General features: G+C 69.7%; 20 protein-coding genes. 16 read left to right on the top strand and 4 right to left on the bottom strand.

The genetic code is table 11. The features are described from left to right. Positions 1–15: 15 nt before the first annotated feature. The 6 genes from ACIBJB_RS18445 to ACIBJB_RS18420 all read left to right on the top strand — a co-directional run bounded on the left by ACIBJB_RS18445 (position 16) and on the right by ACIBJB_RS18420 (position 4696). Positions 16–1644 (top strand): MFS transporter, encoded by a 1629-nt coding sequence (locus ACIBJB_RS18445; protein ID WP_398931672.1) that lies wholly within the window; start codon positions 16–18, stop codon positions 1642–1644. An 18-nt stretch (positions 1645–1662) separates the two neighbouring features. Continuing rightward, complete coding sequence (locus tag ACIBJB_RS18440) at positions 1663–2196, top strand: hypothetical protein (protein WP_398931670.1); 534 nt, start codon at positions 1663–1665, stop codon at positions 2194–2196. A 109-nt stretch (positions 2197–2305) separates the two neighbouring features. Continuing rightward, positions 2306–2503 carry a hypothetical protein gene (locus ACIBJB_RS18435; RefSeq protein WP_020276994.1) on the top strand — a complete coding sequence of 66 codons (198 nt, stop codon included), beginning with the start codon at positions 2306–2308 and terminating at the stop codon, positions 2501–2503. A gap of 188 nt (positions 2504–2691) precedes the next feature. After that, positions 2692–3354, top strand: coding sequence for an HdeD family acid-resistance protein (locus tag ACIBJB_RS18430; RefSeq protein WP_398931667.1), 663 nt, complete (start codon positions 2692–2694; stop codon positions 3352–3354). Between the two features lie 364 nt (positions 3355–3718). After that, positions 3719–4177, top strand: a complete 459-nt coding sequence (locus ACIBJB_RS18425) for an SHOCT domain-containing protein (RefSeq protein ID WP_398931665.1) — start codon at positions 3719–3721, stop codon at positions 4175–4177. A 30-nt stretch (positions 4178–4207) separates the two neighbouring features. After that, complete coding sequence (locus tag ACIBJB_RS18420) at positions 4208–4696, top strand: hypothetical protein (protein ID WP_398931663.1); 489 nt, start codon at positions 4208–4210, stop codon at positions 4694–4696. A gap of 68 nt (positions 4697–4764) precedes the next feature. On the opposite strand, the gene ACIBJB_RS18415 is transcribed toward ACIBJB_RS18420, so the two are convergent. Continuing rightward, complete coding sequence (locus ACIBJB_RS18415; RefSeq protein WP_398931661.1) at positions 4765–6102, bottom strand: hypothetical protein; 1338 nt, start codon at positions 6100–6102, stop codon at positions 4765–4767. Between the two features lie 176 nt (positions 6103–6278). Between ACIBJB_RS18415 and ACIBJB_RS18410 the strand changes: the two genes are divergently transcribed. The 3 genes from ACIBJB_RS18410 (at position 6279) to ACIBJB_RS18400 (ending at position 9826) form a co-directional block, all read left to right on the top strand. After that, positions 6279–6701: a DUF6325 family protein gene (locus ACIBJB_RS18410; protein WP_057609416.1), complete on the top strand. Its 423-nt coding sequence runs from the start codon at positions 6279–6281 to the stop codon at positions 6699–6701. 37 nt (positions 6702–6738) lie between these two features. Continuing rightward, entirely contained in the window at positions 6739–7029 is a 291-nt protein-coding gene (locus ACIBJB_RS18405; protein ID WP_398931660.1) for an SHOCT domain-containing protein, read from the top strand. Between the two features lie 133 nt (positions 7030–7162). Further along, positions 7163–9826, top strand: coding sequence for an RICIN domain-containing protein (locus tag ACIBJB_RS18400; RefSeq protein WP_398931658.1), 2664 nt, complete (start codon positions 7163–7165; stop codon positions 9824–9826). 61 nt (positions 9827–9887) lie between these two features. Here ACIBJB_RS18400 and ACIBJB_RS18395 read toward each other — a convergent pair whose 3' ends face one another. From ACIBJB_RS18395 to ACIBJB_RS18385, 3 genes are all read right to left on the bottom strand, one after another. Further along, positions 9888–10514: a hypothetical protein gene (locus ACIBJB_RS18395; RefSeq protein ID WP_398931656.1), complete on the bottom strand. Its 627-nt coding sequence runs from the start codon at positions 10512–10514 to the stop codon at positions 9888–9890. A 494-nt stretch (positions 10515–11008) separates the two neighbouring features. Then, the gene (locus ACIBJB_RS18390; RefSeq protein ID WP_398931654.1) at positions 11009–12298 is read right to left on the bottom strand and encodes an alpha/beta hydrolase; all 1290 of its coding nucleotides are present in this window, start codon (positions 12296–12298) and stop codon (positions 11009–11011) included. A gap of 105 nt (positions 12299–12403) precedes the next feature. After that, the gene (locus tag ACIBJB_RS18385; RefSeq protein WP_398931652.1) at positions 12404–13444 is read right to left on the bottom strand and encodes a LacI family DNA-binding transcriptional regulator; all 1041 of its coding nucleotides are present in this window, start codon (positions 13442–13444) and stop codon (positions 12404–12406) included. Between the two features lie 480 nt (positions 13445–13924). Here ACIBJB_RS18385 and ACIBJB_RS18380 point away from each other — a divergent pair, with 480 nt between their 5' ends. The 7 genes from ACIBJB_RS18380 (at position 13925) to araA (ending at position 24280) form a co-directional block, all read left to right on the top strand. Next, positions 13925–15280 carry an ABC transporter substrate-binding protein gene (locus tag ACIBJB_RS18380; RefSeq protein WP_398931650.1) on the top strand — a complete coding sequence of 452 codons (1356 nt, stop codon included), beginning with the start codon at positions 13925–13927 and terminating at the stop codon, positions 15278–15280. A 94-nt stretch (positions 15281–15374) separates the two neighbouring features. Further along, complete coding sequence (locus ACIBJB_RS18375) at positions 15375–16370, top strand: carbohydrate ABC transporter permease (RefSeq protein WP_398931648.1); 996 nt, start codon at positions 15375–15377, stop codon at positions 16368–16370. Beyond that, the gene (locus tag ACIBJB_RS18370; RefSeq protein WP_398931646.1) at positions 16367–17269 is read left to right on the top strand and encodes a carbohydrate ABC transporter permease; all 903 of its coding nucleotides are present in this window, start codon (positions 16367–16369) and stop codon (positions 17267–17269) included. Before ACIBJB_RS18375 ends, ACIBJB_RS18370 begins: the two co-directional genes overlap by 4 nt. Before the next feature lie 51 nt (positions 17270–17320). Beyond that, a complete protein-coding gene (locus ACIBJB_RS18365; protein ID WP_398931644.1) occupies positions 17321–18829 on the top strand; it encodes an alpha-N-arabinofuranosidase in 1509 nt (502 codons plus the stop codon). Positions 18830–18931: 102 nt separating this feature from the next. Beyond that, positions 18932–20977, top strand: a complete 2046-nt coding sequence (locus ACIBJB_RS18360) for an RICIN domain-containing protein (RefSeq protein WP_398931642.1) — start codon at positions 18932–18934, stop codon at positions 20975–20977. A gap of 95 nt (positions 20978–21072) precedes the next feature. Continuing rightward, positions 21073–22734: a ribulokinase gene (gene araB, locus ACIBJB_RS18355; RefSeq protein WP_398931640.1), complete on the top strand. Its 1662-nt coding sequence runs from the start codon at positions 21073–21075 to the stop codon at positions 22732–22734. Between the two features lie 28 nt (positions 22735–22762). Next, on the top strand, positions 22763–24280 hold the full coding sequence (gene araA / locus ACIBJB_RS18350; protein ID WP_398931637.1) for an L-arabinose isomerase: 1518 nt from the start codon (positions 22763–22765) through the stop codon (positions 24278–24280). Positions 24281–24287 lie beyond the last annotated feature (7 nt).

Here is a 24287-nt window from a genome sequence, read left to right as displayed (position 1 = left end):
TGCGAGGTGGACACGATGAGGCACTGGCGGGCTCTGATCGTCCTCGGTGCGGCCCAGTTCCTGATGGTCCTGGACACCGCCGTCATGAACGTGTCCATCAGTCAGCTGGTCGAGGACTTCGACACGGAGGTCACCGCCATCCAGGCCGTCATCACCCTGTACGCGCTGGTCATGGCCGCATTCATGATCATCGGCGGTAGGTTCGGGGACATCCTGGGGCGCCGCCGCATGTTCTTGGTCGGGATGGTCGTCTACGGGGCGGGGTCGGCCCTGACCGCCGCGGCACCCACGCTGTGGGTCCTCGCGCTGGGCTGGTCCGTCATCGAGGGACTCGGAGCCGCCATGGTGCTGCCTGCCATGGCGGCCCTCGTCGCGGAGTCGTATCGCGGGAAGGACCGGGCCGTCGCCTACGCGGTCATCGGCGGGCTCGCCGGCGCCGGGATCGCGGTCGGTCCGCTGCTGGGCGGCTGGGTGACGACGTACCTGACCTGGCGGCTGGTCTTCGCCGGCGAGGTCGTGGTCGTCGTGGCCGTGCTGCTGTGCCGCCGGGTGATCGCGACGCCCGCCCCGACCGGGGCGCGCCCCCGGATGGACTGGGTCGGCGCGGTGCTCTCGGCGGCCGGGCTCGGGCTGGGCGTGCTCGGGGTACTGCAGAGCAGTACCTGGGGGTGGGTGCAGCCCCGCAACCCGCCCTTCACCGTCTTCGGCTTCGCCCCGACGCTGTTCGTCGTCGGTGCCGGGGCGGCCGTCCTGGTCCTCTTCCGGCACTGGGAACGGCGGCGGGAGCACCAGGGCGCCGACCCTCTCGTACACCTTTCCGTGCTGGGCAGACCCGCGATTCGGTCCGGCCTGATGACGCTGCTGAGCCAGAACCTCATCCTGCTGGGGCTGTTCTTCACCATCCCGCTGTACCTGCAGGTGGTTCAGGGATTCGACGCCTTCGAGACGGGACTGCGTCTGCTCCCCGTGTCCGCCACCATGCTGGTGACCTCCCTGTCCGCGTCCAGGCTGGGACGGGTGTGGGGGCCGCGCCGGGTGGTCCGGCTGGGCCTGGCGACTCTGACGGCGGCCATCGTGTGGCTGCTGGCCACCATCGACCCCGTCATCGACGACGCACAGTTCGCCGGAGCCATGGCCCTGCTGGGCGTGGGCGTCGGACTGCTCGCCTCGCAGTTGGGCAACGTCGTCCAGTCCAGCGTCGGCGAGGAGGAACGCAGTGAGGCCGGAGGACTCCAGTTCACGGCACAGAATCTGGGCTCCGCGCTGGGCACCGCCCTCATCGGGTCGATTCTCATCGGCGCGCTGGCCCAGGCCTTCACCACGCAGGTGGACGACCATCCGCAGCTGTCCGCGCAGACTCGCGAGCAGGTCGGTGTCGCTCTTGAGGCCGGGCTCACCTTCGTCCCCACCGACCAGGTGCGCTCGGCGGCCGAGCATGCCGGACTGCCGCCGTCCGAGGTCGATGCCGTCACGGATTCCTACGCCTCCGCGCAGCTGAACGGCCTGAAGGCGGCGATCCTGGCCACCGGCGGCATCGCGCTCGCCAGTTTCCTGGTGACATCGCACCTGCCGACCGCCCGGGAAAGGCGTCCGCGGCAGCCGGACGCCGGCAGTCCGGCCGGAGCGACCGGATCGGCGCGCTGAGTCCGGAGGGAGTCGCCGGTGTCCAGAACCAGAACCAGAACCGGTCCGGCCACGGCCCGCGGGGAGCGTCGTGTCGAGCGCCGCGCCCACGCGGACTACACGGGCGGCGTCTACGGATCCATGCTCGCGGCCTCCGTGGTGATCGGCGCCGGGTCCCTGGGCTCCTTCCCGCGCACCGAGCTGGTGCTGCTGCTGTTGCTCACCGGCCTGGTGTTCTGGATCGCGCATGTGCATGCCCAGCTGTTCGGGGCGCGGCTGGCACAACAGGCTCTGGACCGCCGTGTCGTGCTGCACGTGTGCCGTGACGAGTGGCCGATCGTCAATGCCGCTGTCCCGCCGGCCGTCGCGGTGGCCGTCAGCCCGCTCCTGGGCCTCGACGTGCGAGGTGCCGTCTGGCTGGCTCTCTCCGTCGCCGTGGCCGGGCAGGTGGGCTGGTCCGTGGCCGCCGCACGGCGCGCCGGTGCCTCGCGGCGGCTTCTGGCCGCCACCGCATCGGTCAACCTGCTGCTGGGTCTGCTGATCATCTGCTTCAAAATCGTTCTCACGCATTGAGAAGAGGACGGTCACCTGTACCGGGTGAGGCACGCAGGGGCGGGGAGGCGCACGATCGCGGGGAAGGGCGCCGTCCGCCCGTCCCAGGCAGTCCATGGGAGGACAGCTCGTGCGCTACGAGATCCGCGTCGAGGGACACCTGTCGGAAACGCTGGCCAAAGCGTTTCCGGAGCTGGGCCACGTCGTGATGTCCGGCCAGACCGTCCTGTTCGGTCCGGTCGTGGACGAGGCGCACCTGTACGGGCTGCTGGCACGCTGCCAGTCACTGGGACTGCGGGTTCTGGAGATGAGGCAGCTGCCGGAGTGACGAGGTCGACGGGACAGGCGCCTGGAGATCGCCACCCGCCCCCACGGCCGCGCCGGCGGATCACCCCCGGTGGGTGAGCCCGGCACCCGGTGACCGGCGTGACGCTGGAGCGGTCCGGCACACCGTTCCTCGGACACCGCCCCGTCGGCGGTCCAGGGGCGACGCGCTCGATCACGTGAGGAGGAGCCATGACCATGTCGCGTGATCCGGCGCCGCCCCCCGGGCCAGAACCCCCTGCCGCCGGGGCGGCCCCCCTCCCGTTGAGTGATCCCTCGGACGTGCTGGCGCGACTGGGCCGCTCGTGGACCTGGATCCTGTGCTCAGCGGTCGCGACGCTGGTGCCGGGCGTCCTGGTACTGGTCTGGCCGGAGGAGACCCTGCATGTCCTGGCCGTCCTCATCGGGCTGTACCTGCTGGTCACCGGGGCGTTCCGGTTCGTGGCGGTCTTCGGCCGGGAGGAGCACGGTGAACGGATCCCGGGGCTGCTGCTGGCCGTGCTGTACGTCCTGGCCGGGGTTCTGAGCCTGCGGAACCCGCTGCAGACCATCGCCGCCCTCTCGCTGGTCGTCGGCGTCGTCTGGCTCGTCTCCGGCATCCTCACCCTCTACACGGCCCTCGCCGCCAAGGACCTGCCGCACCGCGGAGTCGTCCTGGGCGCCGCGGTGCTCGGCATCGTCGCGGGAATCGTGGTCCTCGCCCTGCCGGCGGAGTCGGCCCGCGCCCTGACCCGGCTGCTCGGCCTGTGGCTCGTCCTGCTCGGCCTGGCCGAGGCGGCGGTCGCCCTCGCGTGGCGGGCCGCACTGCGAAAGACGCAGACCACGGGGCCGCACACCCACGCCGAGACGGTCTGACACCGCATCCGCCACTCCGGCATCCGGCACCGCACCCGCCACTCCGGCATCCGGCACCGCACCCGCCATCCGGCGCGCACACCCGGACCGTGCGGTCGCCTCCGCCCAAAAGGGAGCATGGAGGACCGGGCGGCGGCCCCGTCGGTCATGGCCCGGAAGAAACCCACGAGTCCGGCAGACGGGCCTCGCCCTCGGCGAGTACGTCGCCTCCTCCGACCGGTACCGGACAGCCGCCGCCCCCGCCGTACGCGGGCCGAACCCCCGCAAGGTCACCCGCGCCGGGTGAGGCACCCGGCCCCGGTCGTGTCCACGCTGAGACTGCACGTAACGGCAGCCGGGCCGACGCCCGGGACGGAGGAGAGACATGAGCGCGCAGACGTACCTCGCGTACGACTATCCCCTGCTGAGCGTCTTCTGGAGCATGCTCTGGTTCTTCCTGTGGATCATGTGGTTCGTCCTGCTCTTCCGCGTCGTCGTCGACATCTTCCGTGACGACGACATGAGCGGCTGGGGAAAGGCCGGCTGGCTGGCGTTCACCATCCTGCTGCCCTTCCTGGGCGTCTTCGTATACGTGATCGCGCGCGGCAAGAACATGGGCCGCCGGGAGATGTCCCAGGCCCGAGCACAGCAGGAAGCCTTCGACGCCCGCATCAGGGAGGCCGCGGGCACCACGGACCGGCCCAGCAGCATCGACGAGCTCGCCAAGCTGTCCGACATCCGCGCCCGCGGCGACATCACGGACGAGGAGTTCCGCAGGGCCAAGGAACTGGTCCTGGCCGGCCACGGCCCGGCGGAGCACGCCGGCTCCACCACCGGTCGCTGAGCGTACGTACACCAAGAATCGAGGCACAGGATGACTGCGACACACACTCAGGCACACACGGCGAAGCAGGGATGGGCAACCGGCCTGACCGCCTTCGGTGCCGTGATGCTCTTCCTCGTCGGCCTGCTCGACATCTTCCGGGGCATCATGGCCATCGCCGAGGACGACATCTTCGTCACGACGCGCAACTACGCGTTCGAGTTCGACCTGACCGGCTGGGGCTGGATCCACCTCGCGCTGGGCGCGGTCGCCGTGCTCGTCAGCATCGGGCTGCTGCGGACCTCGACCTGGGCGCGCGTCCTCGGCGTGGCCATCGCGGGGCTCGTCATCATCGCCAACTTCCTCTCCCTGCCGTACTACCCGGTGTGGTCGGTCGTGATGATCGCGATCTCGGGCTTCATCATCTGGGCCCTGTGCGTGGTCCAGCGCGACAACCTCTTCACCATGTCCGACGAGCGTCCGCTGTCCGACGACCGTCAGTCGCACAGGATGTCGTCTCCGCCGCACGGACCCGCGTGAGCCCAGGGGCCGTATGAGCCCAGGGGACCGCGTGAGCACAGGTCAGGGACCGCATGAGCACAGCGGTCTCAGGGAGCGGCCGCGGTCCGGGACCCGGTGGCGGGCGGGGCGGAACCGGTGTCCAGGAACTCACGGATCGCGAAGCCCACCAGCACGACGACCGCGGTCCACACCACGACCATCGTGGTCGGGTAGGTCCAGGTGAACAGGACGATCGCGGCGACCACCAGGATCGCGGCGCCGATCCAGCGCTTGAAGCGGTGCACGAACCGCCCGACCGCCCCGAGTGGAAGCCCTTCGGAGACCGCCACGTCGCGCAGGGCGCCGATGCTCCTGCGGCAGCCGTTGCGGACGAGGACGGCGATCCGGGACGGGCCGCTGAGGAAAGCGCCGACGGCGACGATGAGGGCGACGGCACCCAGCGCCCGGACACCGGCGCGCAGGAACCTGATCAGCGCGTCGTACACCGCACCGGCGGCGGCCGGGGACGCGCCGGAGGGCAGATGGTCGAGGTAGACGTCCCGGAACACGGTGAGGGTGATCCCGAGGACCAGCATGGCCAGGAACACCGCCAGCCCGGCCCCGATCAGCGCGTGCCGGCGGTTGAACGCGGTGTACACCCCCGCCGCGGCCACCAGCAGGGCGAGGAGGGGCAGCCAGCTGCCCATGATCTCCAGGACCCTCATATAGGTCTTGATCTTGCCGATGTCCTTCGACTGGACCACCACGAAGTCCGTGTGGACGTCCGGGATCTTCGCGGCAATTCCGAGGCCGGCGCCGACCAACCGCTCCTTGACCTGGGCCACGATCGGTGCCACGTCGATGGCCACCTGGTCGTTCTTCAGCGAGACCGCGCCGCCGCCCTCGCCCGTCAGGGCCTTGTCGACGGACGAGTGCACCCTGCGGTTGGCGTCCACCCAGACCGTCTCGAAGGCACTGCTGCTGACCACCCGCTCCACGGTCCCGCTGACCAGCTGCTTCAGACCGCTCGTGATCGGCCCGTCCAGATTGCCGACCAGCTGGGCCGCCTTCGGCGGTACGCCCTTCTCCGACACGGCGTCCTGCAACTGTTTGACCAGCGCGTTCACGTCGATCTGTGCCAGCACCACGTCGGTGACCCGGTTGGTGACGGCCTTCTGCACATCCGGATCGGAGGCCAGCGGTCCCACCGTGGCGACGTAGCGGTCCGTGTCCCGCACGATGCTGTTCGCCCAGACGGCGATGACGGACAGCAGCGACAGCAGGGCCGCGAAAAGGATCAGGAGCACGGATCCCGTGGACCGGAAGAAGTGATGCCGTGCCGCTCGCGGGTGGGCGCCACTCTCCAGGGCACCCACGCGGTGCCGCAGTTCGTCCAGTTCGCTGCGTTCCCGGTTCGAGAGCGGCTCGTCGTCTCCGTTGGCCATGGGCACCAGAAGATCCGTGCGACGCAGAACGCGCGACCCGTGTGCGCCCGACGGGTGAACCGCGCACGACGTGCGGCCGTCCCTGTGCGGTGATGCAATGGCACGGGGGAGCAGGCACGAGCCCAGAAGGTGACGCTGTGAGCGACACATTCGATGAAGTCGACACATCCGGCGCGATGGGACCGATCGACTATCTGGTCGTCGAGTTCCCCGGCAACCGCATGACCGGCGAGGGCTTCCCCCTCCTGGTCGATCTGGTGGACCGCGGCCTCATCCGGATCCTCGACCTGACGTTCATCCGGAAGGACGCCGACGGATCGGTGACCGGTCTGGAGATCGGCGATCTCACCGGCGACGGCGAACTCGACCTGGCCGTCTTCGAGGGAGCGTCCTCCGGTCTGCTGGGCCAGGACGACCTCGTGGAGGCGGCCGCCGCCCTGGAACCCGGCAACTCCGCCGGCGTCCTGATCTACGAGAATCTCTGGGCCGCGCCGTTCGCCGCCGCCCTGCGCCGCGGCGGTGCCGAGCTGGTCGCCTCCGGGAGGATCCCGGTGCCCGCGGTCCTGGCCGCGCTCGACGCGGCGGAAACCTCGCCCTGAAGAGCGAGGGCCCGGGGAAACGAGAAAGGAGATCACCATGCCTGGACTCCTCCGAGGGGTTGCCCGTACGGCCGTAGTCGCCGGAACCGCGACCGCCGTGTCGAACCGCGTATCCCGTCGGCAGCAGGGGCGATGGGCGGCCCAGCAGGGGTATCAGGAGCCGGCACCGCAGCCGGCACCGGCGCCTCCCGCCGAACCGGCCGCTCCGCCGGCCTCCGACATGACCAGCAAGATCGAACAGCTGAAGCAACTGGGCGACCTCAAGAGCCAGGGCCTGCTCACGGAAGCGGAGTTCGAGGACCAGAAGCGCAAGCTCCTGTCTTCCTGAGGTGACCGGAAAAAAGTTTCCGGCTCAAAGCAACCCTTTGCATCGCCTGTGACCACAAGGAGTCGGATCCGGCCGTTACGGATCTTGGATTCGCCTTCCTGTGGTGACCGGTATGCAAGGAGAAGCACCTCCCATGAACCACCCCCCGAACGGCGGGCGCCGCGGGCGTCACCGCCGTCGCTGGACCGCGACCGGTCTGCTGCTCGGCGTGCCCGCCATCGTCGTGCCGTACTTCCTGTTCACGCAGGAGGACTCGCAGGCCGCGACGGTCGACCGCGATGCCTACTACCGGCTGGTCTCCGTGCGCAGCGGCAAGGTGCTGGACGTCAACAGCTTCTCCACCGCCGACGGCACCCGTATCCAGCAGTGGACCGACCAGAACACCGCCAACCAGCAGTGGCGGCTGAAGCCCACCGGGGACGGCTACTACGAGCTGGTGAACCGCAACAGCGGCAAGGTGCTGGGGATAGCGGGCGGTTCGACCGCCGAGAAGGCCGCCGCCGAGCAGCAGACCGACCGCTCCGCCACCTCCCAGGAGTGGCGGATCCACGAGGTGAGCGGTTCCGACGCCGTCACCTTCACCTCCCGCAGAAGCGGCCTGGTCCTGGACGTCTCCGGAGGCTCCACGGCCCAGGGTGCGGCGGTCGTGCAGTATCCCGACAGACACAGCACCAACCAGCAGTGGAAGCTCGTGAAATCGGCGGCCCAGCCCCTGGCGGCGGGGTCCGGCGGTGCGCAGACCACGGCCGCGACCGGGCCGTATGTGTGGAACAACGCCCAGGTAGTGGGCGGCGGTTACGTCACCGGTCTGGTGTTCAGCCCGCGCGAGAAGGGTCTGCTGTACGCGCGCACCGACATGGGCGGCGCCTACCGCTGGGACACCGCGGCCGCGCAGTGGATCCCGCTGACCGACCGGTTCGGGGAGAAGGACTGGAACCTGCTGGGCATCGATGCGCTGGCCACCGACCCCGTCGACCCCGGCCGGCTCTACGTCGCGGCGGGCACCTACACCAACAGCTGGGCGGGCAACGGTGCGATCCTGCGCTCCACGGACCGGGGCCGCACCTTCCAGCGCACCGATCTGCCCTTCAAGCTGGGCTCCAACGAGGACGGCCGCGGGGCGGGCGAACGGCTCGCGGTCGACCCGGGGAACCACGGCACCCTGCTCCTCGGCACCCGCAAGAACGGCCTGTGGCGCAGTACCGACAGCGGCATGACATGGGGTCAGGTCTCCTCGTTCCCCGTCAAGGACGGGGCGGGCAGCGGCGCGGGCATCTCCTTCGTGACGTACGGCCCGGCCGGAAGCAGGACGGTCTACGTCGGCGTCGCCGACAAGTCCCGCTCGCTCTACCGCTCCACCGACGGGGGCGGCACCTGGCAGGCCGTCTCCGGGCAGCCCACCGGCCAACTGCCGCAGCACGGCGTGCTCTCCGGTGACGGCTCGCTGTACCTGACGTACACCGACGCCCTCGGACCCAACGGCGTGACCGCGGGCTCGGTGTGGAGGTACACGCCGGCCGGCGCGGGCGGGACGTGGAAGAACGTCTCCCCGTCCACGGGCAGATACGGGTTCTCCGGCCTGGCCGTCGACCCGCGAAAGCCGTCCACGGTGATGGTCACCACCCTCGACCGCTGGTGGCCCGAGGACGAGCTCTACCGGAGCACCGACGGCGGTACGACCTGGAAGGCGCTGGCCGCCAAGTCGGTGCGGGACGCCTCCGCCGCGCCCTACGTCGGTACCGGCATCGGGCACTGGATGACCACCCTGACCATCGATCCCTTCGACTCCGGGCACGTGCTGTACGGCACCGGCAGCGGCATCTGGGGCACCAAGGACGTCACCGCCCACGACAGCGGTGGCACCAGTCACTGGACGGTGGAGGCCCGGGGACTGGAGGAGACCGCGCTGTCGGACGTGATCGCCCCGCCCGGTGGCGCCACCGCCCTCACCGCCATGGGTGACCTGGGCGGTTTCCGGTACGGCGGCTCCCTGGCCAAGGTGCCCGCCGGGCGGCTGAAGAACCCGATGATGACCACCAGCACCGACATCGATTTCGCCCAGTCCCACCCCTCGGTGATGGTCCGCGTCGGCCGTGGCGGCGCGCAGGACGGCGCCTACTCCGCCGACGGCGGCAGCACCTGGAGCGGCTTCACGTCGGAGCCGGTGGGCAGCGCCGACAGCGGCCAGGTCGCGCTCTCGGCGGACGGCTCCGCCATCGTGTGGACCGAGGCCGGTCAGGCCCCGTACCGCTCGACCGACAAGGGGGCGAGCTGGTCGAAGGTCGGCGGCCTGGGCAGCGGCGCCGTGGTCGTCGCCGACCGCGCCTCGGCCAGGACCTTCTACTCACTGGCCGACGGCAGGCTCTACGCCTCCACCGACGGCGGAGCGACCTTCACCGCTCGCGCCACCGACCTGCCCGCCGGCCGGCTCGCGGCCGCCCCCGGCATCGCCGGTGACCTGTGGATCTCCGGCGGCGGCAAGGGGCTGCTGCACTCCACCGACGGCGGCCGCACCTTCACCACGCTCACCACGGTGCAGTCCGCCTCCGCCCTCGGTTTCGGCAAGGCCGCGCCCGGCACCTCCTACCAGGCCCTGTACCTGATCGGCACCGTCAAGGACGTCACCGGAGTCTTCCGCTCCACCGACAAGGGCGCCACCTGGCTCCGCGTCAACGACGACGCCCACCAGTGGGGCAGCATCGGCGGCGTCGGCGTCGTCACCGGCGACCCCGACACCTTCGGACGCGTCTACGTCGGCACCAACGGCCGCGGCCTCCAGTACGGCGACCCGTCCTGACCCGACGCCCGGGCGGGGCCGCAGCCACAGTGGCTCGCGGCCCCGCCTCCTCGGTGAACGCCTAGCGGCGAGCGGGACGCCTGATGCCCGCGCGCCCCGCCTTCTCGGTTCGCTCGGGTCCGGCATTGGCGCGGTCCTCGTCCGTCGCGGCCCAGTCCCTGGGCTGGAGGAAGAGCAGCTCACCGCTGCCCGGCACGATGATCGCGCCGCCGAAGGGCTCGTCGCCGGCGAACCAGACGCCGTCCGTGATGCCGACAGGCCACCGACCACGCCCCAAGGCGTGCTTCGCACGCAGGGTGAAGGGGGTGCCACCCTGATCCCCGAAGCGCAGGAAGAGCGTGTGGGTCGACTCCATGCCGTACTTCTCGACCGGTGTGCGGAATTCGAGCGGGTAGGCCCGGAACACCTTCGAGCACTTCCGGGTAAAACTCAGACGGTCGGAAAGAAGGAACAGCGTCCACAGCATGCCGAACATTCCGACAATGGCCACCGGCAGCAGATATTCGAGGTGGAACACGAACAGCTGGACCCACAGCAGCAGGAACACCGGAAAGAACTTGACGAATTTCTTCAGTGCGACACCGTAGTGGTAGCGCACCGCGCCCCCGAAGTCCGTTCCGTCGGTCGCGTACGGCGCGGGCGGGGTGTCCGACTCCAGACCGTCTTTCCATCGTTCTGGCACTGTCATCCGAACGGGCTCCTTTCGTCTCCCCCTGAGCCGGAATCCGAGAACGAGACCTCGGCAGGGTCCGGGGTGCCCACGGCCAGTTCCACGGGCACGATGCCGTCGGCCGGACCGGTCCCTTCCCCCAGCATCTGGAGAAGCACGGCTTCAGGGCGCGCTCCCGACGTGACCCCCTTTTCTTCGACTGCGAGCGAGGCCCATGCCTTCGGCGCGCGCCACCACACTAAAGTAGAGGCAAAATCCGGGGCGATCACACCGAGTCGAACAAGGCACATCTGCTCCTCCGGGTCCTTACAGCTCGTCCACGGAGTGGGAGCGACGCAGGCGTGCGGTCGGCCGGGTGTCCGGTCGACCGCACGTCGGGGATATGCAGCCGAGGACTACGCCGGTATCAGCTGCCACTGCTGGTTGGTGCCGCCGGTGGGTGTCCACTGCTGCCTGCAGCAGCGCCGCGACCTAGCGGGAGGACCGGTCCATTTCCCTGGGACTCGCACCCCTCACCTGCGCGTCCTGGCGGTGGGCGTGGGCTCCGGGCCGTCGGCTCGCAGAGGGTCGGGGCCGGGCTTCGGGGGGTCGGCGACCACCGGCCCCCTCTTGAGGTGGCGGGGCACCACGTCCTGAGGGAACGTCAGCTGTTGGTTCATCCACTTCAGGGCGGGGGCCATCTCCTGAACCCAGGTCGGGAAGTTGTGGCTGCCGTGCTCGGGCAGGATCGACGCGACCCGCATGGGTGCCTTCACTGCCCTGATGAAGGCCTGCGTCTGCGGATAACCGCGCTCCCCGTGCTTGCTCTCGGCCACCAGGACGGAGACCTGGGGGGCGGGCAGGTGCTTGAGCCGCCACATCAGGTCGTGGCCGTTCATCCGCTCGGTGCGGTCCGGTCCGCTGCCGAAGAGACTGCCGGTGGTCGGATCGTCCTTGACCCGGTAGTCGGGCGACAGCGCGGCCGCCGTCGTGTACACATGCGGATCGCGCATCGTCAGCTGGAGGGCGCAGCTGCCGCCGGAGGAGTAGCCCATGACACCCCAGGCACTGGCGTCGTGGCCCACCCGGTAGGCGGACTTCAGGGCGTCGGGGAGATCCCTGGCCAGGAAGGTCTCGGTCTGCGGGCCGCCCGGTACGTTCACGCACTCGGTGTCGCGCGGCGGGGCGATCGTCGGCCGGATCATGACCATGATGGTCGGCTGCATCTGACCGCTCTTCTGCAGTTCACCCGCGGTCTGTGACACCCGCAGATGCTGCGCGAGGTTGAAGATGCTGCCCGGGTAGCCGCTGAGCGCGACGATCACCGGGAAGCGCTGGCGCTGGTACGCCTTCTGGAAGTACTGCGGCGGCAGGTAGACGAACGCCGGGTCGACCACGCCCGTGCGGCGGCCGATGACCTTCACGGACTCCACTCGCCCGTTCACCGCGGCGGGACCGGTGGGCAGTCCGCTGACCCGGCTCAGCTGCTCGTCGCCGGCGGGCTGCACCAGCGCCCCCTTCACGGCGACGCCGTTCACCGTGCCCGTGCCGCCGTCGTCCCCCGCCTGTGTCACCCCGACGGGGGCCGTCTCGACACGGCCGAAGAGTTCGCCCCACGATCCGAAGAACTGGTACGAGGAGTTCAGCCAGCACGCGAACGCCGCGATCATCACCACCTGGGTGGTCCCGATGGCCAGCAGGCGGCCGAAAACCTGCCACAGTCCCTGCCGGGCGAACCGTGGCCACGACCAGACCAGCAGTCCCACACACACGGCGGCGAGGGCCGCCATCACATACACGGTCGTCTCGCTGGTCAGACCCATGCGGTTGATCCCCGATTTCCTACCTGTGCGGTTTCCTTCACACAGAAGGAGGGTCCTGGAATCCTCCGCGTTCCCCAATTAGTGCAAAAGGGGTGGTGAAACCGCTCACTCGGCGGCGTCCCCCGCCTGCCGCCCCATGGTGCTCGCCCGCGGGACGAGCCGGTGCGGGGCACGGATCTCCATGCCGGGGACCGGGGTGGAGCTGCCTATGCGCTTGAGCAGTCGCTGCACCGCCGTCTCGGCGATCATCTTCTTGTCCGGCGAGATGGTCGTGACGGGCGGGTTCGCATAGCGGGCGTCCTCGATGTCGTCGTAGCCGACGACGGCGACGTCCTCGGGGACGCGCAGTCCGCGGGCGGCCAGCGTGTGCAGGGCGCCCAGGGCGACCAGGTCGCTGTAGCAGAAGACCGCGTCGGGCGGTTCGGGCAGGTCGAGCAGGTGGGCCATGGCGCTCGCGCCGTCGGAGCGGTTGAAGCGCGGGGTGGAGATGACGAGTTCCTCGTGGACCGGTATACCGGCCCGCTCGTGGGCCAACCGGTAGCCCTGGGTGCGCAGTTGGGCCGCCTCACCGGTGCGGTAGGGCTGGTCGCCGATCGCGGCGACGCGGCGCCGGCCGAGGCCGAGCAGATGCTCCGTGGCCTCCCGGGAGGCGGTGACGTCGTCGATGCCGATGTGGTCGAAACCGCCGTCGCTGACCCGCTCGCCGAGCACGACCAGCGGGAGGTCAGCGTCGCGCTCGCCCAGGTCGGACTGGGCCAGCCCCAGCGGACTGAAGATGACACCGTCGAACAGCAGTTGCTGGGAGCGGCGGCTGAGGAACAGCTTCTCGTGCTCCGCGTCGCCGTCGGTCTGGTCGATCAGGACGTTGTACCCCTGCACCCGGGCCGCCCGGATGATGCCCTGCGACAGTTCGGCGAAGTAGGGCGTGTCCAGATACGGCACCACCACCGCGATCTGACCCGACCGGCCGGAGGCGAGATTGCGGGCCAGGACGTTCGGCTGGTAGCCGAGCTCGTCGACCGCCTTCTGCACCCGTGCCCGCATGGTCTCGGAGACCGGTGCGTAGCCGTTGACCACGTTGGACACGGTCCGGCTGGAGACGCCGGCGAGCGCGGCGACGTCGCGGAGTGTGACGCCTCTAGTCATATGTCACCTTCGTCCCGGTTGCCGTTTTCAGCGCTGAAAGTTTCTTCCCGGTTACCTCTTGCAGCGCGGCAAGTTCTCGGTTAACACTTTTGCAGCGCTGCAGAGCGTAGCAGAAGGGGTCCTGATCCAGTCGGTTCGGGAACCCAGGGTCCGTGACGTCACCGCGTCGCGGACCGGACCGTAGGAGCCGCAGTGGGAACAGCCACCCCTCAGGAGCCGGGAGCCGCACCGGCCATGACAGGGCTTCACTCTTTACTCGTGGTGGTCTGACAGCGCCCGTGCGCTGATCACCGAGCTCCCTCTCACCTTTACCGACGTCACGTGCGCCCACCCTCCCGCGCCAGTTGACGTTCGTCCCCTCACCGAGCCGCAGTGCCCGCACGCCCTCGGCCCGTCCGCGCCGTACCCCCGTGTGTCCGGCGTACCTCCGCCTTGCCTCCCTCGTCCCCGCCCTCGGGCACCACACCCAGGAGATTGCTCATGTCCTCCACCAGAAGGCCCACGTCCCGTTCGCTGCGCCGGACCGCGGTCGCGACGACCTCCGCCGCCCTTGCCGGCGTGCTCCTCGCGGCCTGCGGGTCGGGCGGCGGCAGCGGCAGCGGCACCACGGGCAGCGGCCCGGTGCACATCAAGGTGTGGGCCTGGTACCCGCAGTTCAAGCAGGTCGTGGCCGAGTTCAACAAGACCCACAAGGACGTCCAGGTCGACTGGGTGCAGGCGGGCGTCGGCCAGGACGAGTACACCAAGCTGAAGACCGCGCTCAAGGCGGGCCAGGGCGCCCCCGACGTCGTCATGCTGGAGTTCCAGGAGCTGCCCACCATCCAGCTCACCAAGGGCCTGCTCGACATGGGCAAGTACGGCGCGAACGCGGACAAGGGCAACTACGTCGACTGGGCCTGGAAGCAGGCCTCCGACGGCGACCACGTCTACGCGATCCCGGTCGACGGCGGCCCGATGGCGATGATGTACCGCGCCGACCTCTTCAAGAAGTACAAGCTGAAGGTCCCCACCACGTGGGCGGAGTACAAGGAGGAGGCCGTCAAGCTGCAGAAGGCCGACCCCAGCGCGTACATGACCGACTTCGGCAGCGACGAGACGGCCGCCGGCTGGCGCCAGGGCCTGACCTGGCAGGCCGGTTCCCGCCCCTACACCTACTCGGCGAGCAAGCTGCCGGACATCGGGATCAACCTCAACGACTCCGGCTCCAAGAAGGTGTACGACTACTGGGGCGACCTGGTGAAGAACAAGCTGGTCGACACCCAGTCGTACGCCACCACGGACTTCTACAACGGGCTCAGCACCGGCAAGTACGCCACCTACATCGCGGCCGGCTGGGGCCCGGGCTACCTCTCCAGCGTCGCCGCGAAGACCGCGGGCAAGTGGCGCGTGGCCCCGCTGCCGCAGTGGACGGCGGGCGGCAACGCCCAGGGCGACTGGGGTGGTTCGAGCTTCTCGGTGACCTCCCAGACCAAGCACCCCAAGGAGGCCACCGAGGTCGCCCGGGAGCTGTTCGGCACTTCGCAGGCGGCCTGGAAGATCGGTATCGACCAGGCCTACCTGTTCCCGCTGGTCAACCCGATCCTCAACGGGGCGTACTTCCAGGACAAGAAGTACGACTTCTTCGGCGGCCAGCAGATCAACAAGGTGTTCGTGCCCGCCGCGAACGGCATCGGCACCTTCGACTGGAGCCCGTTCCAGGACTACGCCTACAACACCGACACCGCCGAGGTGGGCAAGGCCGTCCAGGGCCAGGGCTCCTGGTCCTCGGTCTCCGACAACGTCCAGCAGCAGGTGAGCTCCTACGCGGCCAAGCAGGGATTCAAGGTCAGCAAGTAACCGGCCCGAGTCCCCGACTCCGACTGCCCCCGCCGGCGCCCGCGCGTCGCACCGCCCGCCGGCGGGGGCCCCGTAAGACGCGCAAGGAGATGTGATGAGCCTGCTCCGACAGCAGGGACCCGCGACGGCCGCGCCCCCAAATGCCGTAAAATCAAAGGGACTTCGCGCCCCCGTGACCGGCGCGGGCGTGGGCCGCCGGAACGGACGGCGGTCCGCCCACAACCGTCACCAGGCCATGGGCCTGCTGCTGATCACCCCGTTCGGCCTGCTCTTCGCGGCCTTCCTGGTGGCACCGCTGGCGTACGCCTTCTGGCTGAGCCTCAGGACCTCCACCCTGGTCGGCGGTGACCACTTCAGCTGGTTCGCCAACTACCAGCAGACCTTCCACGACCCGCACTTCCTGGCCGGTGTGCGCCGCGTGGCGGTCTTCGGCCTGGTGCAGATCCCGGTCATGCTCGGGCTCGCGCTGCTCGGGGCCCTCATCATCGACGAGGTCTCCAGCAAGCTCGCCAAGGTCTTCCGGATGACGCTGTTCATGCCGTACGCCGTCCCCGCGGTGATCGGCGCCCTGATGTGGGGCTTCCTCTACAGCCCCACCTTCGGCCCGGTGAACGCCCTCAGCCACGCCCTGGGCACCGGAAAGGTCGACCTGCTCGGCCACAGCCTGATGCTGACCTCGCTCGGCAACATCGTGACCTGGCAGTGGACCGGCTACAACATGATCGTCCTGTACGCCGCCCTGCAGGGGCTGCCCCGCGAGGTCTACGAGGCGGCCAAGCTCGACGGTGCGGGGCAGATCCAGACGGCCCTGCGCATCAAGATCCCGATGATCTCCTCGGCCATGGTGCTCACCCTGATGTTCACCATCATCGGGACCCTGCAGTTCTTCACCGAGCCGCGGGTGCTGGAGCCGACGGCGTCCTCGGTGATCACTCCGGACTACACGCCCAACCTCTACGCCTACAACCTCGCCTTCCAGTACTCGGAGTTCAACTACTCCGCCGCCATCTCCTTCTCCCTCGGAGCGGTGGTCTTCATCGGCTCCTACCTCTTCCTGTTCGCCGCACGCAAAAGGAGCGGACTGAAGTGACCACCGCCGCTGCCCCCGTCCCCGCCGTCGCCGTCCCGGCGCCCCGCCGTACGTCCTCCGCCAGAGGACGCGTCACCGTCAACGCGGTGATGGTGGCGATGATCCTGTACTTCCTGATGCCGTTCTGGTGGCTGGTCGTCGCCGCCACGAAGAACAACGACGCCCTGTTCTCCACCGCGGCCCTGTGGTTCCACCAGCCCGGTTCCTTCTTCGGCAACCTGAAGCAGCTGTTCACGTACAACGACGGCGAGTACCTGCGCTGGATGGGCAACACCGCCGTCTACGCGGGCGTCAGCGGTGTCGGCGCGACCGCCGTGGCCACCTTCGCGGGGTACGCCTTCGCCAAGTACCGCTTCCCCGGCCGCAACCTGCTCTTCTCCAGCCTGCTGGGCGCCATCATGGTCCCGGCGACCGCGCTGGCCATCCCCACCTATCTGCTGCTGAGCAAGGTGGCGCTGACCAACACGATGTGGGCGGTCATCCTGCCCTCGCTCCTCAACCCGTTCGGCGTCTACCTGGTGCGGGTGTACGTGCAGGAGTCGCTGCCGGACGAACTCCTCGAGGCGGCCCGAGTCGACGGCGCCGGTGAGCTGCGGGTGCTGTGGTCCGTCGCGCTGCCGACGCTGAAGCCCGCGCTGGTGACCGTGCTGCTGTTCTCCATGGTCGGCACCTGGAACAACTTCTTCCTGCCGCTGGTGATGCTCAACAACGACAAGCTGTTCCCGCTGACCGTCGGCCTGCAGTCCTGGTACCAGGGCGCGCTGGTCCAGTCCGGCGCCAACACGCTGTTCACGCTCGTCATCGCGGGTTCTCTCGTGGCGGTCCTCCCCCTGATCGTCGCCTTCCTCCTCCTTCAGCGGTACTGGCGCGGCGGTCTGACCGTCGGAAGCCTCAAGTAAGTCCAGCCGCCCAGCCCCCTCCCGTTCTGCGCACCTCCCGGAGCGACCTTCATGCTGCACGCCTCCCTGACCGTCGACCCCGCCTTCCGCGTCGCCGACGTCAATCCCCGTACCTTCGGCTCGTTCGTCGAGCACATGGGCCGCTGCGTCTACACCGGCATCTACGAGCCCGGCCACTCGTCCGCCGACGAGGACGGCCTGCGCCGTGACGTGCTGGACCTGGTGCGCGAGCTGGGGGTGACCGCCGTGCGCTATCCCGGCGGCAACTTCGTCTCCGGCTTCCGCTGGGAGGACAGCGTCGGCCCGGTCGCCGACCGCCCCACCCGCCTGGACCTCGCCTGGCACAGCACCGAGACCAACGCCTTCGGCCTGCACGAGTTCCAGCGCTGGGCCGAGAAGGCCGGCGTCGAGCCGATGATGGCCGTCAACCTCGGCACCCGCGGCGTCGCCGAGGCCCTGGACCTGCTGGAGTACTGCAACCACCCGGGCGGGACCGCCTGGTCCGACCAGCGGATCAAGAACGGCGCCCGTGACCCGTTCGGCATCCGCATGTGGTGCCTGGGCAACGAGATGGACGGCCCCTGGCAGACCGGCCACAAGACCGCCCAGGAGTACGGCCGGATCGCCGCCGAGACCGCCCGGGCCATGCGCATGGTCGACCCCGGCCTCGAGCTGGTGGCCTGCGGCAGTTCGAGCTCCTCGATGCCGACCTTCGGCGCCTGGGAGGCCACCGTCCTGGAAGAGGCCTACGACCAGGTCGACTACATCTCCTGCCACGCCTACTACGAGGAACTCGACGGCGACCTCGGCAGCTTCCTGGCCTCCGGGGTCGACATGGACCACTTCGTCGAGTCGGTGGTCGCCACCGCCGATCACATCCGGGCGAAGCTGGGCAGGAAGAAGCGGATCAACCTCTCCTTCGACGAGTGGAACGTCTGGTACAACACCCGTTTCGAGGCGCAGGGCAAGCCCTCCGACTGGGCCGTGGCGCCACGGGTGATCGAGGACGAGTACAACGTCGCCGATGCCGTCGTGGTCGGCGGACTGCTCATCAGCCTGCTGCGCAACAGCGACCGGGTCACCGCCGCCTGTCTCGCCCAGCTCGTCAACGTCATCGCGCCCATCCGCAGCGAGCCCGGCGGCCCGAGCTGGCGGCAGACCACCTTCCACCCCTTCGCCCAGGCGGCCCGGCACGCCCGCGGCACGGTCCTGCGCGTCGAGCCGGTCGCCCCGGTGTACGAGACGAAGAGGTTCGGCGAGGTCCCCGTCGTGGACGCCGTGGCCACCCACGACGGCGACGAGCTCACCGTCTTCGCCATCAACCGGCACCAGAGCGACAACGTCGAACTGGCCCTGGACCTGCGGGCGTTCCCCGGTCACGCCCTGGTGGAGCACTCGGTGCTGAGCGACCCCGACGTCCGCGCCGCCAACACCCAGGACGATCCCGACCGGGTCCGTCCCTACGCCGCCGACACCGGTGCGGTCACCGACGGCCGCCTCACCGTGAGCCTGCCGCCCGTCTCCTGGAACGTCGTCCGGCTGCGCCGCACCGCCGGCTGACGACTCCCCCTCGAACACCCGCCGTTCCCTCTCCCCCTTTTCCCCCGGGAGCGGCGGGGCCCGCACCATCCCCTCTTCCCGGACATCCCTTGGGAGCCGCCCATGTCCACCATCAGGGAAGGCGCCAGACACCGCGCCGTACCCCGCACCCAGGCGATCACCCTGCTGCTGGCCCTGCTCGCAGCCGCCGTCGCCCTCGTCCTGCCCGCCTCCGGCCAGGCGCACGCCGTCTCACGCGCCTCCCAGACGATGTACACCCCGCCGTCGAACGCCCCGTCCCCCGGCTCGCTCTACCCGCGCGCCATCCGCCTGCAGAACAGCGGGTCGTCCAACGGCACCCTGCTCGCCACGTTCGAGCAGTACAGCTCGGGCACCCCCGTCTTCCCGATCTACCGCAGCACCGACAACGGCAGCAGCTGGACGCAGATCTCCAGCATCAGCGACACCCACAACGGCTTCGGCAACCGCTACCAGCCGTTCCTGTACGAGCTGCCCAGCGCCATCGGCAACTTCCCGGCCGGCACGATCCTCGCCGCGGGCAACTCCATCCCGAACGACCTGTCGACGACCGAACTCGACCTGTACGCGAGCACCGACCACGGCGCCAGCTGGTCGTACGTCAGCTCCATCGCCACCGGCGGTGAGGCCGACCCCACCAACGGCAAGACCCCGGTGTGGGAGCCGTTCCTGATGGTCTCGGGCAACAAGCTGATCGTCTACTACTCCGACCAGCGCGACCCCAACTACGGCCAGAAGATCGTCCACCAGGTCTCCACGGACGGCCTGACCTGGGGTTCCGTCGTCAATGACGTGGCCACCTCGACGTACGGCGACCGTCCGGGCATGCCCGTGATCGCCAAGCTGCCCAACGGCAACTACGTGATGACGTACGAATTCTGGGGCGCTCCCGAGGGCGGCTTCGCCGTCTACTACAAGATCTCCGCCAACCCGGAGGCGTTCGGCTCCGCCACCGCCATCGCCCTCAAGGCGACCGACGGCACCCAGCCCAAGAGCTCCCCGTACATCACCTGGCTGCCGACCGGCGGCGCCAACGGCACCCTGGTGGTGAGCGCCAACAGCAGCGACGACCTGTTCCTGAACACCCAGAACGGCGCCGCGAACACGTGGACGCGCATCGCCTCCACCGTCCCCGGCGGCTACAGCCGCGGCCTGCTCCCGCTGGCCGACGGCCACAGCCTGCTGGTCCTCAGCGGCGGCCACCTGACCAGCACCGGCCTGAACCCGATCAGCTACGGCACGATCGACCTGGGCGGCGGCATCTCGGACGGCGCCACCTACACGGCGTCGAACGCCAACAGCCACCTGATGCTGACCATCGCGGGCGGCTCCACCACCAACGGCGTGGGCGCCACCCAGCAGAACGCCGACAACGCCACCGACCAGAAGTGGAAGTTCGTCCAGCAGACGTCCGGCTACTTCAAGATCTTCAACGTGGCGAGCGGCAAGGTGCTGGGCGTGACGAACCAGTCCACCGCCAACGGCGCCAAGGTGGTCCAGTGGGACGACAACGGCACCCTGGACCACGAGTGGGCGATCGCCCCGAACCCGGCGGGCGGCTTCACCGCCACCAACCGGATCAGCGGCAAGTACCTGGAGATCCCCAGCGCCTCCACCACCGTCGGCACCGCCGCCGGACAGTGGGCGGACACCGGCTGCGCCTGCCAGCGCTGGAACCTCACCCAGACCGCCCTGCCCGACCTGGCCACCGGCCAGTACCGCCTGGTCAACAAGAACAGCGGCAAGCTCCTGGAGATCCCCGGAGCCTCCACCACCGTCGGCAAGCAGGCCGGCCAGTGGGTGAACACCGCCAACAACTGCCAGCTGTGGACGTTCCAGTCCCAGAGCGGCGGGGCGTGGACCGTGAAGAACGTCAACAGCGGTCTGTTCCTCGACACCAACGGTTCGACGTCGGCCGGCGCGGCCGTCGTCCAGAACGCGTCGTCCACCGCGAGCTCCCAGAAGTGGACGCTCACGGACGCGGGAGGCGGCTACTACAAGCTCGTCGACGTCGGCAGTGGCCTGGTGGCGGACGTCGCCTCGGCCTCCACCGCCAACGGCGCGCTGATCGTGCAGTCGGCGGACAACGGCGCCGATGACGAACTGTGGCAGGTCGTGCGGGTCAACTGACCCGCCGGGGGCCCGGACGCGTCCGGGCCCCCGATCTTCTGCCCAACATCCCGAACAGTGACCGTGATATCGAACAAGAGAGGTGGGCTGTCGTCATGCCTGAAGAACCCTGCGTCGTGGGCGTCGACTTCGGCACCCTGTCCGGCCGTGCCGTCGTCGTCCGCGTCCGCGACGGCGAGGAGCTCGCGTCGGCGGAGCACGTCTATCCGCACGCCGTCCTCGACCGAACCCTGCCCGACGGCACCCGGCTGCCCCCGGACTGGGCCCTTCAGGTCCCGTCCGACTACATCGACGTGCTGCGCACCGCCGTACCCGAGGCGCTGGCCCGTGCCGGAGTGGCGCCCGAGCAGGTCATCGGGATCGGCACCGACTTCACCGCCTGCACGGTGCTGCCCGCGCTCGCCGACGGCACACCCCTGTGCGAGCTGCCCGAGTACGCCTCCCGCCCGCACGCCTACGTCAAGCTGTGGCGCCACCACGCGGCCCAGGGCCAGGCCGACCGGATCAACGCGCTGGCCGCCGAGACGAAGGAGCCGTGGCTCGAGCGCTACGGCGGGAAGATCTCCTCGGAGTGGGAGTTCGCCAAGGCGCTGCAGGTCCTGGAGGAGGACGCGGAGGTCTACCACCGCACCGAGCGGTGGCTGGAGGCGGCGGACTGGATCGTGTGGCGGCTGTGCGGGACGTACGTCCGCAATGCCTGTACCGCCGGTTACAAGGGCCAGTACCAGGACGGTCGCTATCCGTCGCCCGCCCATCTGGGTGCTCTGCACCCGGACTTCGCCGGTTTCGTCACCGACAAGCTGGACCAGCCCATCGGACAACTCGGCGACCCGGCCGGGACGCTGACCGCGGAAGCCGCCGCCTGGACCGGACTGCCCGAGGGCATCACGGTCTGCGTCGGCAACGTCGACGCCCATGTCACCGCCCCGGCGGCGGCGGCCGTGGAGCCGGGCCAGATGGTCGCCATCATGGGCACCTCCACCTGCCATGTGATGAGCTCCGACCAGCTCGGCACCGTGCCCGGCATGTGCGGTGTCGTCGACGGCGGCATCCTGCCCGGCCTGTGGGGTTATGAGGCCGGACAGAGCGGTGTCGGCGACATCTTCGGCTGGTTCGTCCGCACCGGATTCCCCGCCGAGTACGCCGAGAAGGCCGCGGCGGCCGGGCAGACCGCGCACGAGTACCTGACCGAACTGGCCGCCCGGCAGCAGGTCGGCGAGCACGGACTCGTGGCCCTGGACTGGCACAGCGGCAACCGCTCGGTGCTGGTCGACCACGACCTCAGCGGCCTGCTGATCGGCCAGACGCTGTCCACCCGCCCCGAGGACGTCTACCGCGCCCTGCTGGAGGCCACCGCCTTCGGCACCCGCACCATCATCGACGCCTTCGAGTCCGCCGCCGTACCGGTCCGAGAACTGATCATCGCGGGCGGCCTGACGAAGAACGCCCTGCTCATGCAGATCTACGCCGACGTCACCGGCCGCCCGCTCGGCGTCATCGGCTCCGCCCAGGGCCCGGCGCTCGGCGCCGCGATGCACGCCGCGGTCGCCGCCGGGGCGTACCCCGACATCCGCGCCGCCGCCCACGCCATGGGCAAGGTCCACCGCGGCCTCTATCTGCCGGACCCCCAGCGGGCGGCGGCCTACGAGCGCCTGTACGCGGAGTACCGGGTGCTGCACGACTACTTCGGCCGCGGCACCAACGACGTCATGCGCCGCCTGCGCCGCATCCGCACCGAAGTGTCCGCGTCCTCCTGATCCGCGTCCTCCCGAAAGGAAAACCCTCATGGACACCCACGCCATCGCCCACCCCGACCAGGAGATCTGGTTTCTCACCGGCAGCCAGGGCCTGTACGGCGACGACGTCCTGCGCCAGGTCGCCAAGCAGTCCAGGAACATCGCCGAGATCCTCGGCGGCCCCGGCAAGGTCCCGGTCCGGATCGTGTGGAAGCCCGTCCTCACCGACGCCGACGCGATCCGCCGGATGTGCCAGGAGGCCTCATCCTCCGACACCTGCGTGGGGGTGATCGTGTGGATGCACACCTTCTCCCCGGCCAAGATGTGGATCGCGGGCCTCAGCGCCCTCGACGTGCCCCTGCTCCACCTGCACACCCAGTACAACCTGTCGCTGCCCTGGCCGAGCATCGACATGGACTTCATGAACCTCAACCAGGCCGCCCACGGCGACCGCGAGTTCGCCCACATCGAGTCCCGCGTCGGCGTCGACCGCAAGATCGTCGCCGGGCATGCCACCGACCCCAGAGTCGTGCGGCGCATCGCCGCCTGGGCCCGCGCCGCCGTCGGCCGGCACGCCTCCCGCACCCTGCGCCTGGCCCGCTTCGGCGACAACATGCGCGATGTCGCGGTCACCGAGGGCGACAAGGTCGAGGCCCAGCTGCGGTTCGGGTTCTCCGTCAACACCTACGCCGTCAACGACCTGGTCGCCGTCGTCGACGCCGTGGAGGACAAGGCGGCCGCCGAACTCGCCGCCGAGTACGTCGAGTCCTACGACGTGGTGCCCGCCCTGCGCCCGGGCGGCATCCGCCACGATTCCCTCCTCTACGCGGCCCGCCAGGAACTGGGCCTTCGCACCTTCCTCACCGAGGGCGGCTTCACCGCCTTCACCACCAACTTCGAGGACCTCGGCGGGCTGCGCCAACTGCCAGGGCTGGCCGTCCAGCGTCTGATGGCCGACGGCTACGGCTTCGGCGGCGAGGGCGACTGGAAGACCTCCGCCCTGCTGCGCACCATGAAGGTCATGGGCGCCGGACAGCCCGGCGGCACCACCTTCATGGAGGACTACACCTACCACCTCGGCCCGGGCACCCCGCGCGTTCTCGGCGCCCACATGCTGGAGGTCTGCCCCTCGGTGGCGGCCGCCCGGCCCCGCTGCGAGATCCACCCGCTGTCCATCGGCGGCCGCGAGGACCCCGTCCGCCTGGTCTTCGACGCGGCCGAGGGCCCCGCCGTCGTCGTCGGCCTCTGCGATCTCGGTGACCGCTTCCGGCTGACCGCCAACGCCGTCGACGTCGTCGGCCCCAGCGAGCCCCTGCCGCACCTGCCCGTGGCCCGGGCGGTGTGGAAACCGCGCCCCTCACTCGCGGAGTCCGCCGAGAGCTGGCTGCTGGCCGGCGCCCCGCACCACACCGTGCTCAGCTCCGCCGTCGACATCGAGACGCTGACCGACTACGCCGCCATGACCGGCGTCGAGCTCCTCACCATCGACGAACACACCAGCACCGACCGCTTCGCCAAGGAAATCCGCTGGAACGCCGCCTACCACCGCCTCGCCCAGGCCCTGTGACCTCTCA

The sequence above is a fragment of the Streptomyces sp. NPDC050759 genome, assembly GCF_044456945.1.
In the GTDB taxonomy this organism is placed as follows: Bacteria; Actinomycetota; Actinomycetes; order Streptomycetales; family Streptomycetaceae; genus Streptomyces.
This window is presented reverse-complemented; position numbering and strand designations above follow the sequence as displayed.

Excerpts from the sequence above, each read along its gene's own strand:
- ACIBJB_RS18445 (WP_398931672.1), top strand. The coding sequence starts at position 16 with ATGAGGCACTGGCGGGCTCTGATCGTCCTCGGTGCGGCCCAGTTCCTG.
- ACIBJB_RS18410 (WP_057609416.1), top strand. The coding sequence starts at position 6,279 with ATGGGACCGATCGACTATCTGGTCGTCGAGTTCCCCGGCAACCGCATG.
- ACIBJB_RS18395 (WP_398931656.1), bottom strand. The coding sequence starts at position 10,514 with ATGACAGTGCCAGAACGATGGAAAGACGGTCTGGAGTCGGACACCCCG.
- ACIBJB_RS18375 (WP_398931648.1), top strand. The coding sequence starts at position 15,375 with ATGAGCCTGCTCCGACAGCAGGGACCCGCGACGGCCGCGCCCCCAAAT.
- ACIBJB_RS18360 (WP_398931642.1), top strand. The coding sequence starts at position 18,932 with ATGTCCACCATCAGGGAAGGCGCCAGACACCGCGCCGTACCCCGCACC.
- ACIBJB_RS18380 (WP_398931650.1), top strand. The coding sequence starts at position 13,925 with ATGTCCTCCACCAGAAGGCCCACGTCCCGTTCGCTGCGCCGGACCGCG.
- ACIBJB_RS18420 (WP_398931663.1), top strand. The coding sequence starts at position 4,208 with ATGACTGCGACACACACTCAGGCACACACGGCGAAGCAGGGATGGGCA.
- ACIBJB_RS18365 (WP_398931644.1), top strand. The coding sequence starts at position 17,321 with ATGCTGCACGCCTCCCTGACCGTCGACCCCGCCTTCCGCGTCGCCGAC.
- araB (WP_398931640.1), top strand. The coding sequence starts at position 21,073 with ATGCCTGAAGAACCCTGCGTCGTGGGCGTCGACTTCGGCACCCTGTCC.
- araA (WP_398931637.1), top strand. The coding sequence starts at position 22,763 with ATGGACACCCACGCCATCGCCCACCCCGACCAGGAGATCTGGTTTCTC.
- ACIBJB_RS18430 (WP_398931667.1), top strand. The coding sequence starts at position 2,692 with ATGACCATGTCGCGTGATCCGGCGCCGCCCCCCGGGCCAGAACCCCCT.
- ACIBJB_RS18400 (WP_398931658.1), top strand. The coding sequence starts at position 7,163 with ATGAACCACCCCCCGAACGGCGGGCGCCGCGGGCGTCACCGCCGTCGC.
- ACIBJB_RS18385 (WP_398931652.1), bottom strand. The coding sequence starts at position 13,444 with ATGACTAGAGGCGTCACACTCCGCGACGTCGCCGCGCTCGCCGGCGTC.
- ACIBJB_RS18405 (WP_398931660.1), top strand. The coding sequence starts at position 6,739 with ATGCCTGGACTCCTCCGAGGGGTTGCCCGTACGGCCGTAGTCGCCGGA.
- ACIBJB_RS18390 (WP_398931654.1), bottom strand. The coding sequence starts at position 12,298 with ATGGGTCTGACCAGCGAGACGACCGTGTATGTGATGGCGGCCCTCGCC.
- ACIBJB_RS18415 (WP_398931661.1), bottom strand. The coding sequence starts at position 6,102 with ATGGCCAACGGAGACGACGAGCCGCTCTCGAACCGGGAACGCAGCGAA.
- ACIBJB_RS18425 (WP_398931665.1), top strand. The coding sequence starts at position 3,719 with ATGAGCGCGCAGACGTACCTCGCGTACGACTATCCCCTGCTGAGCGTC.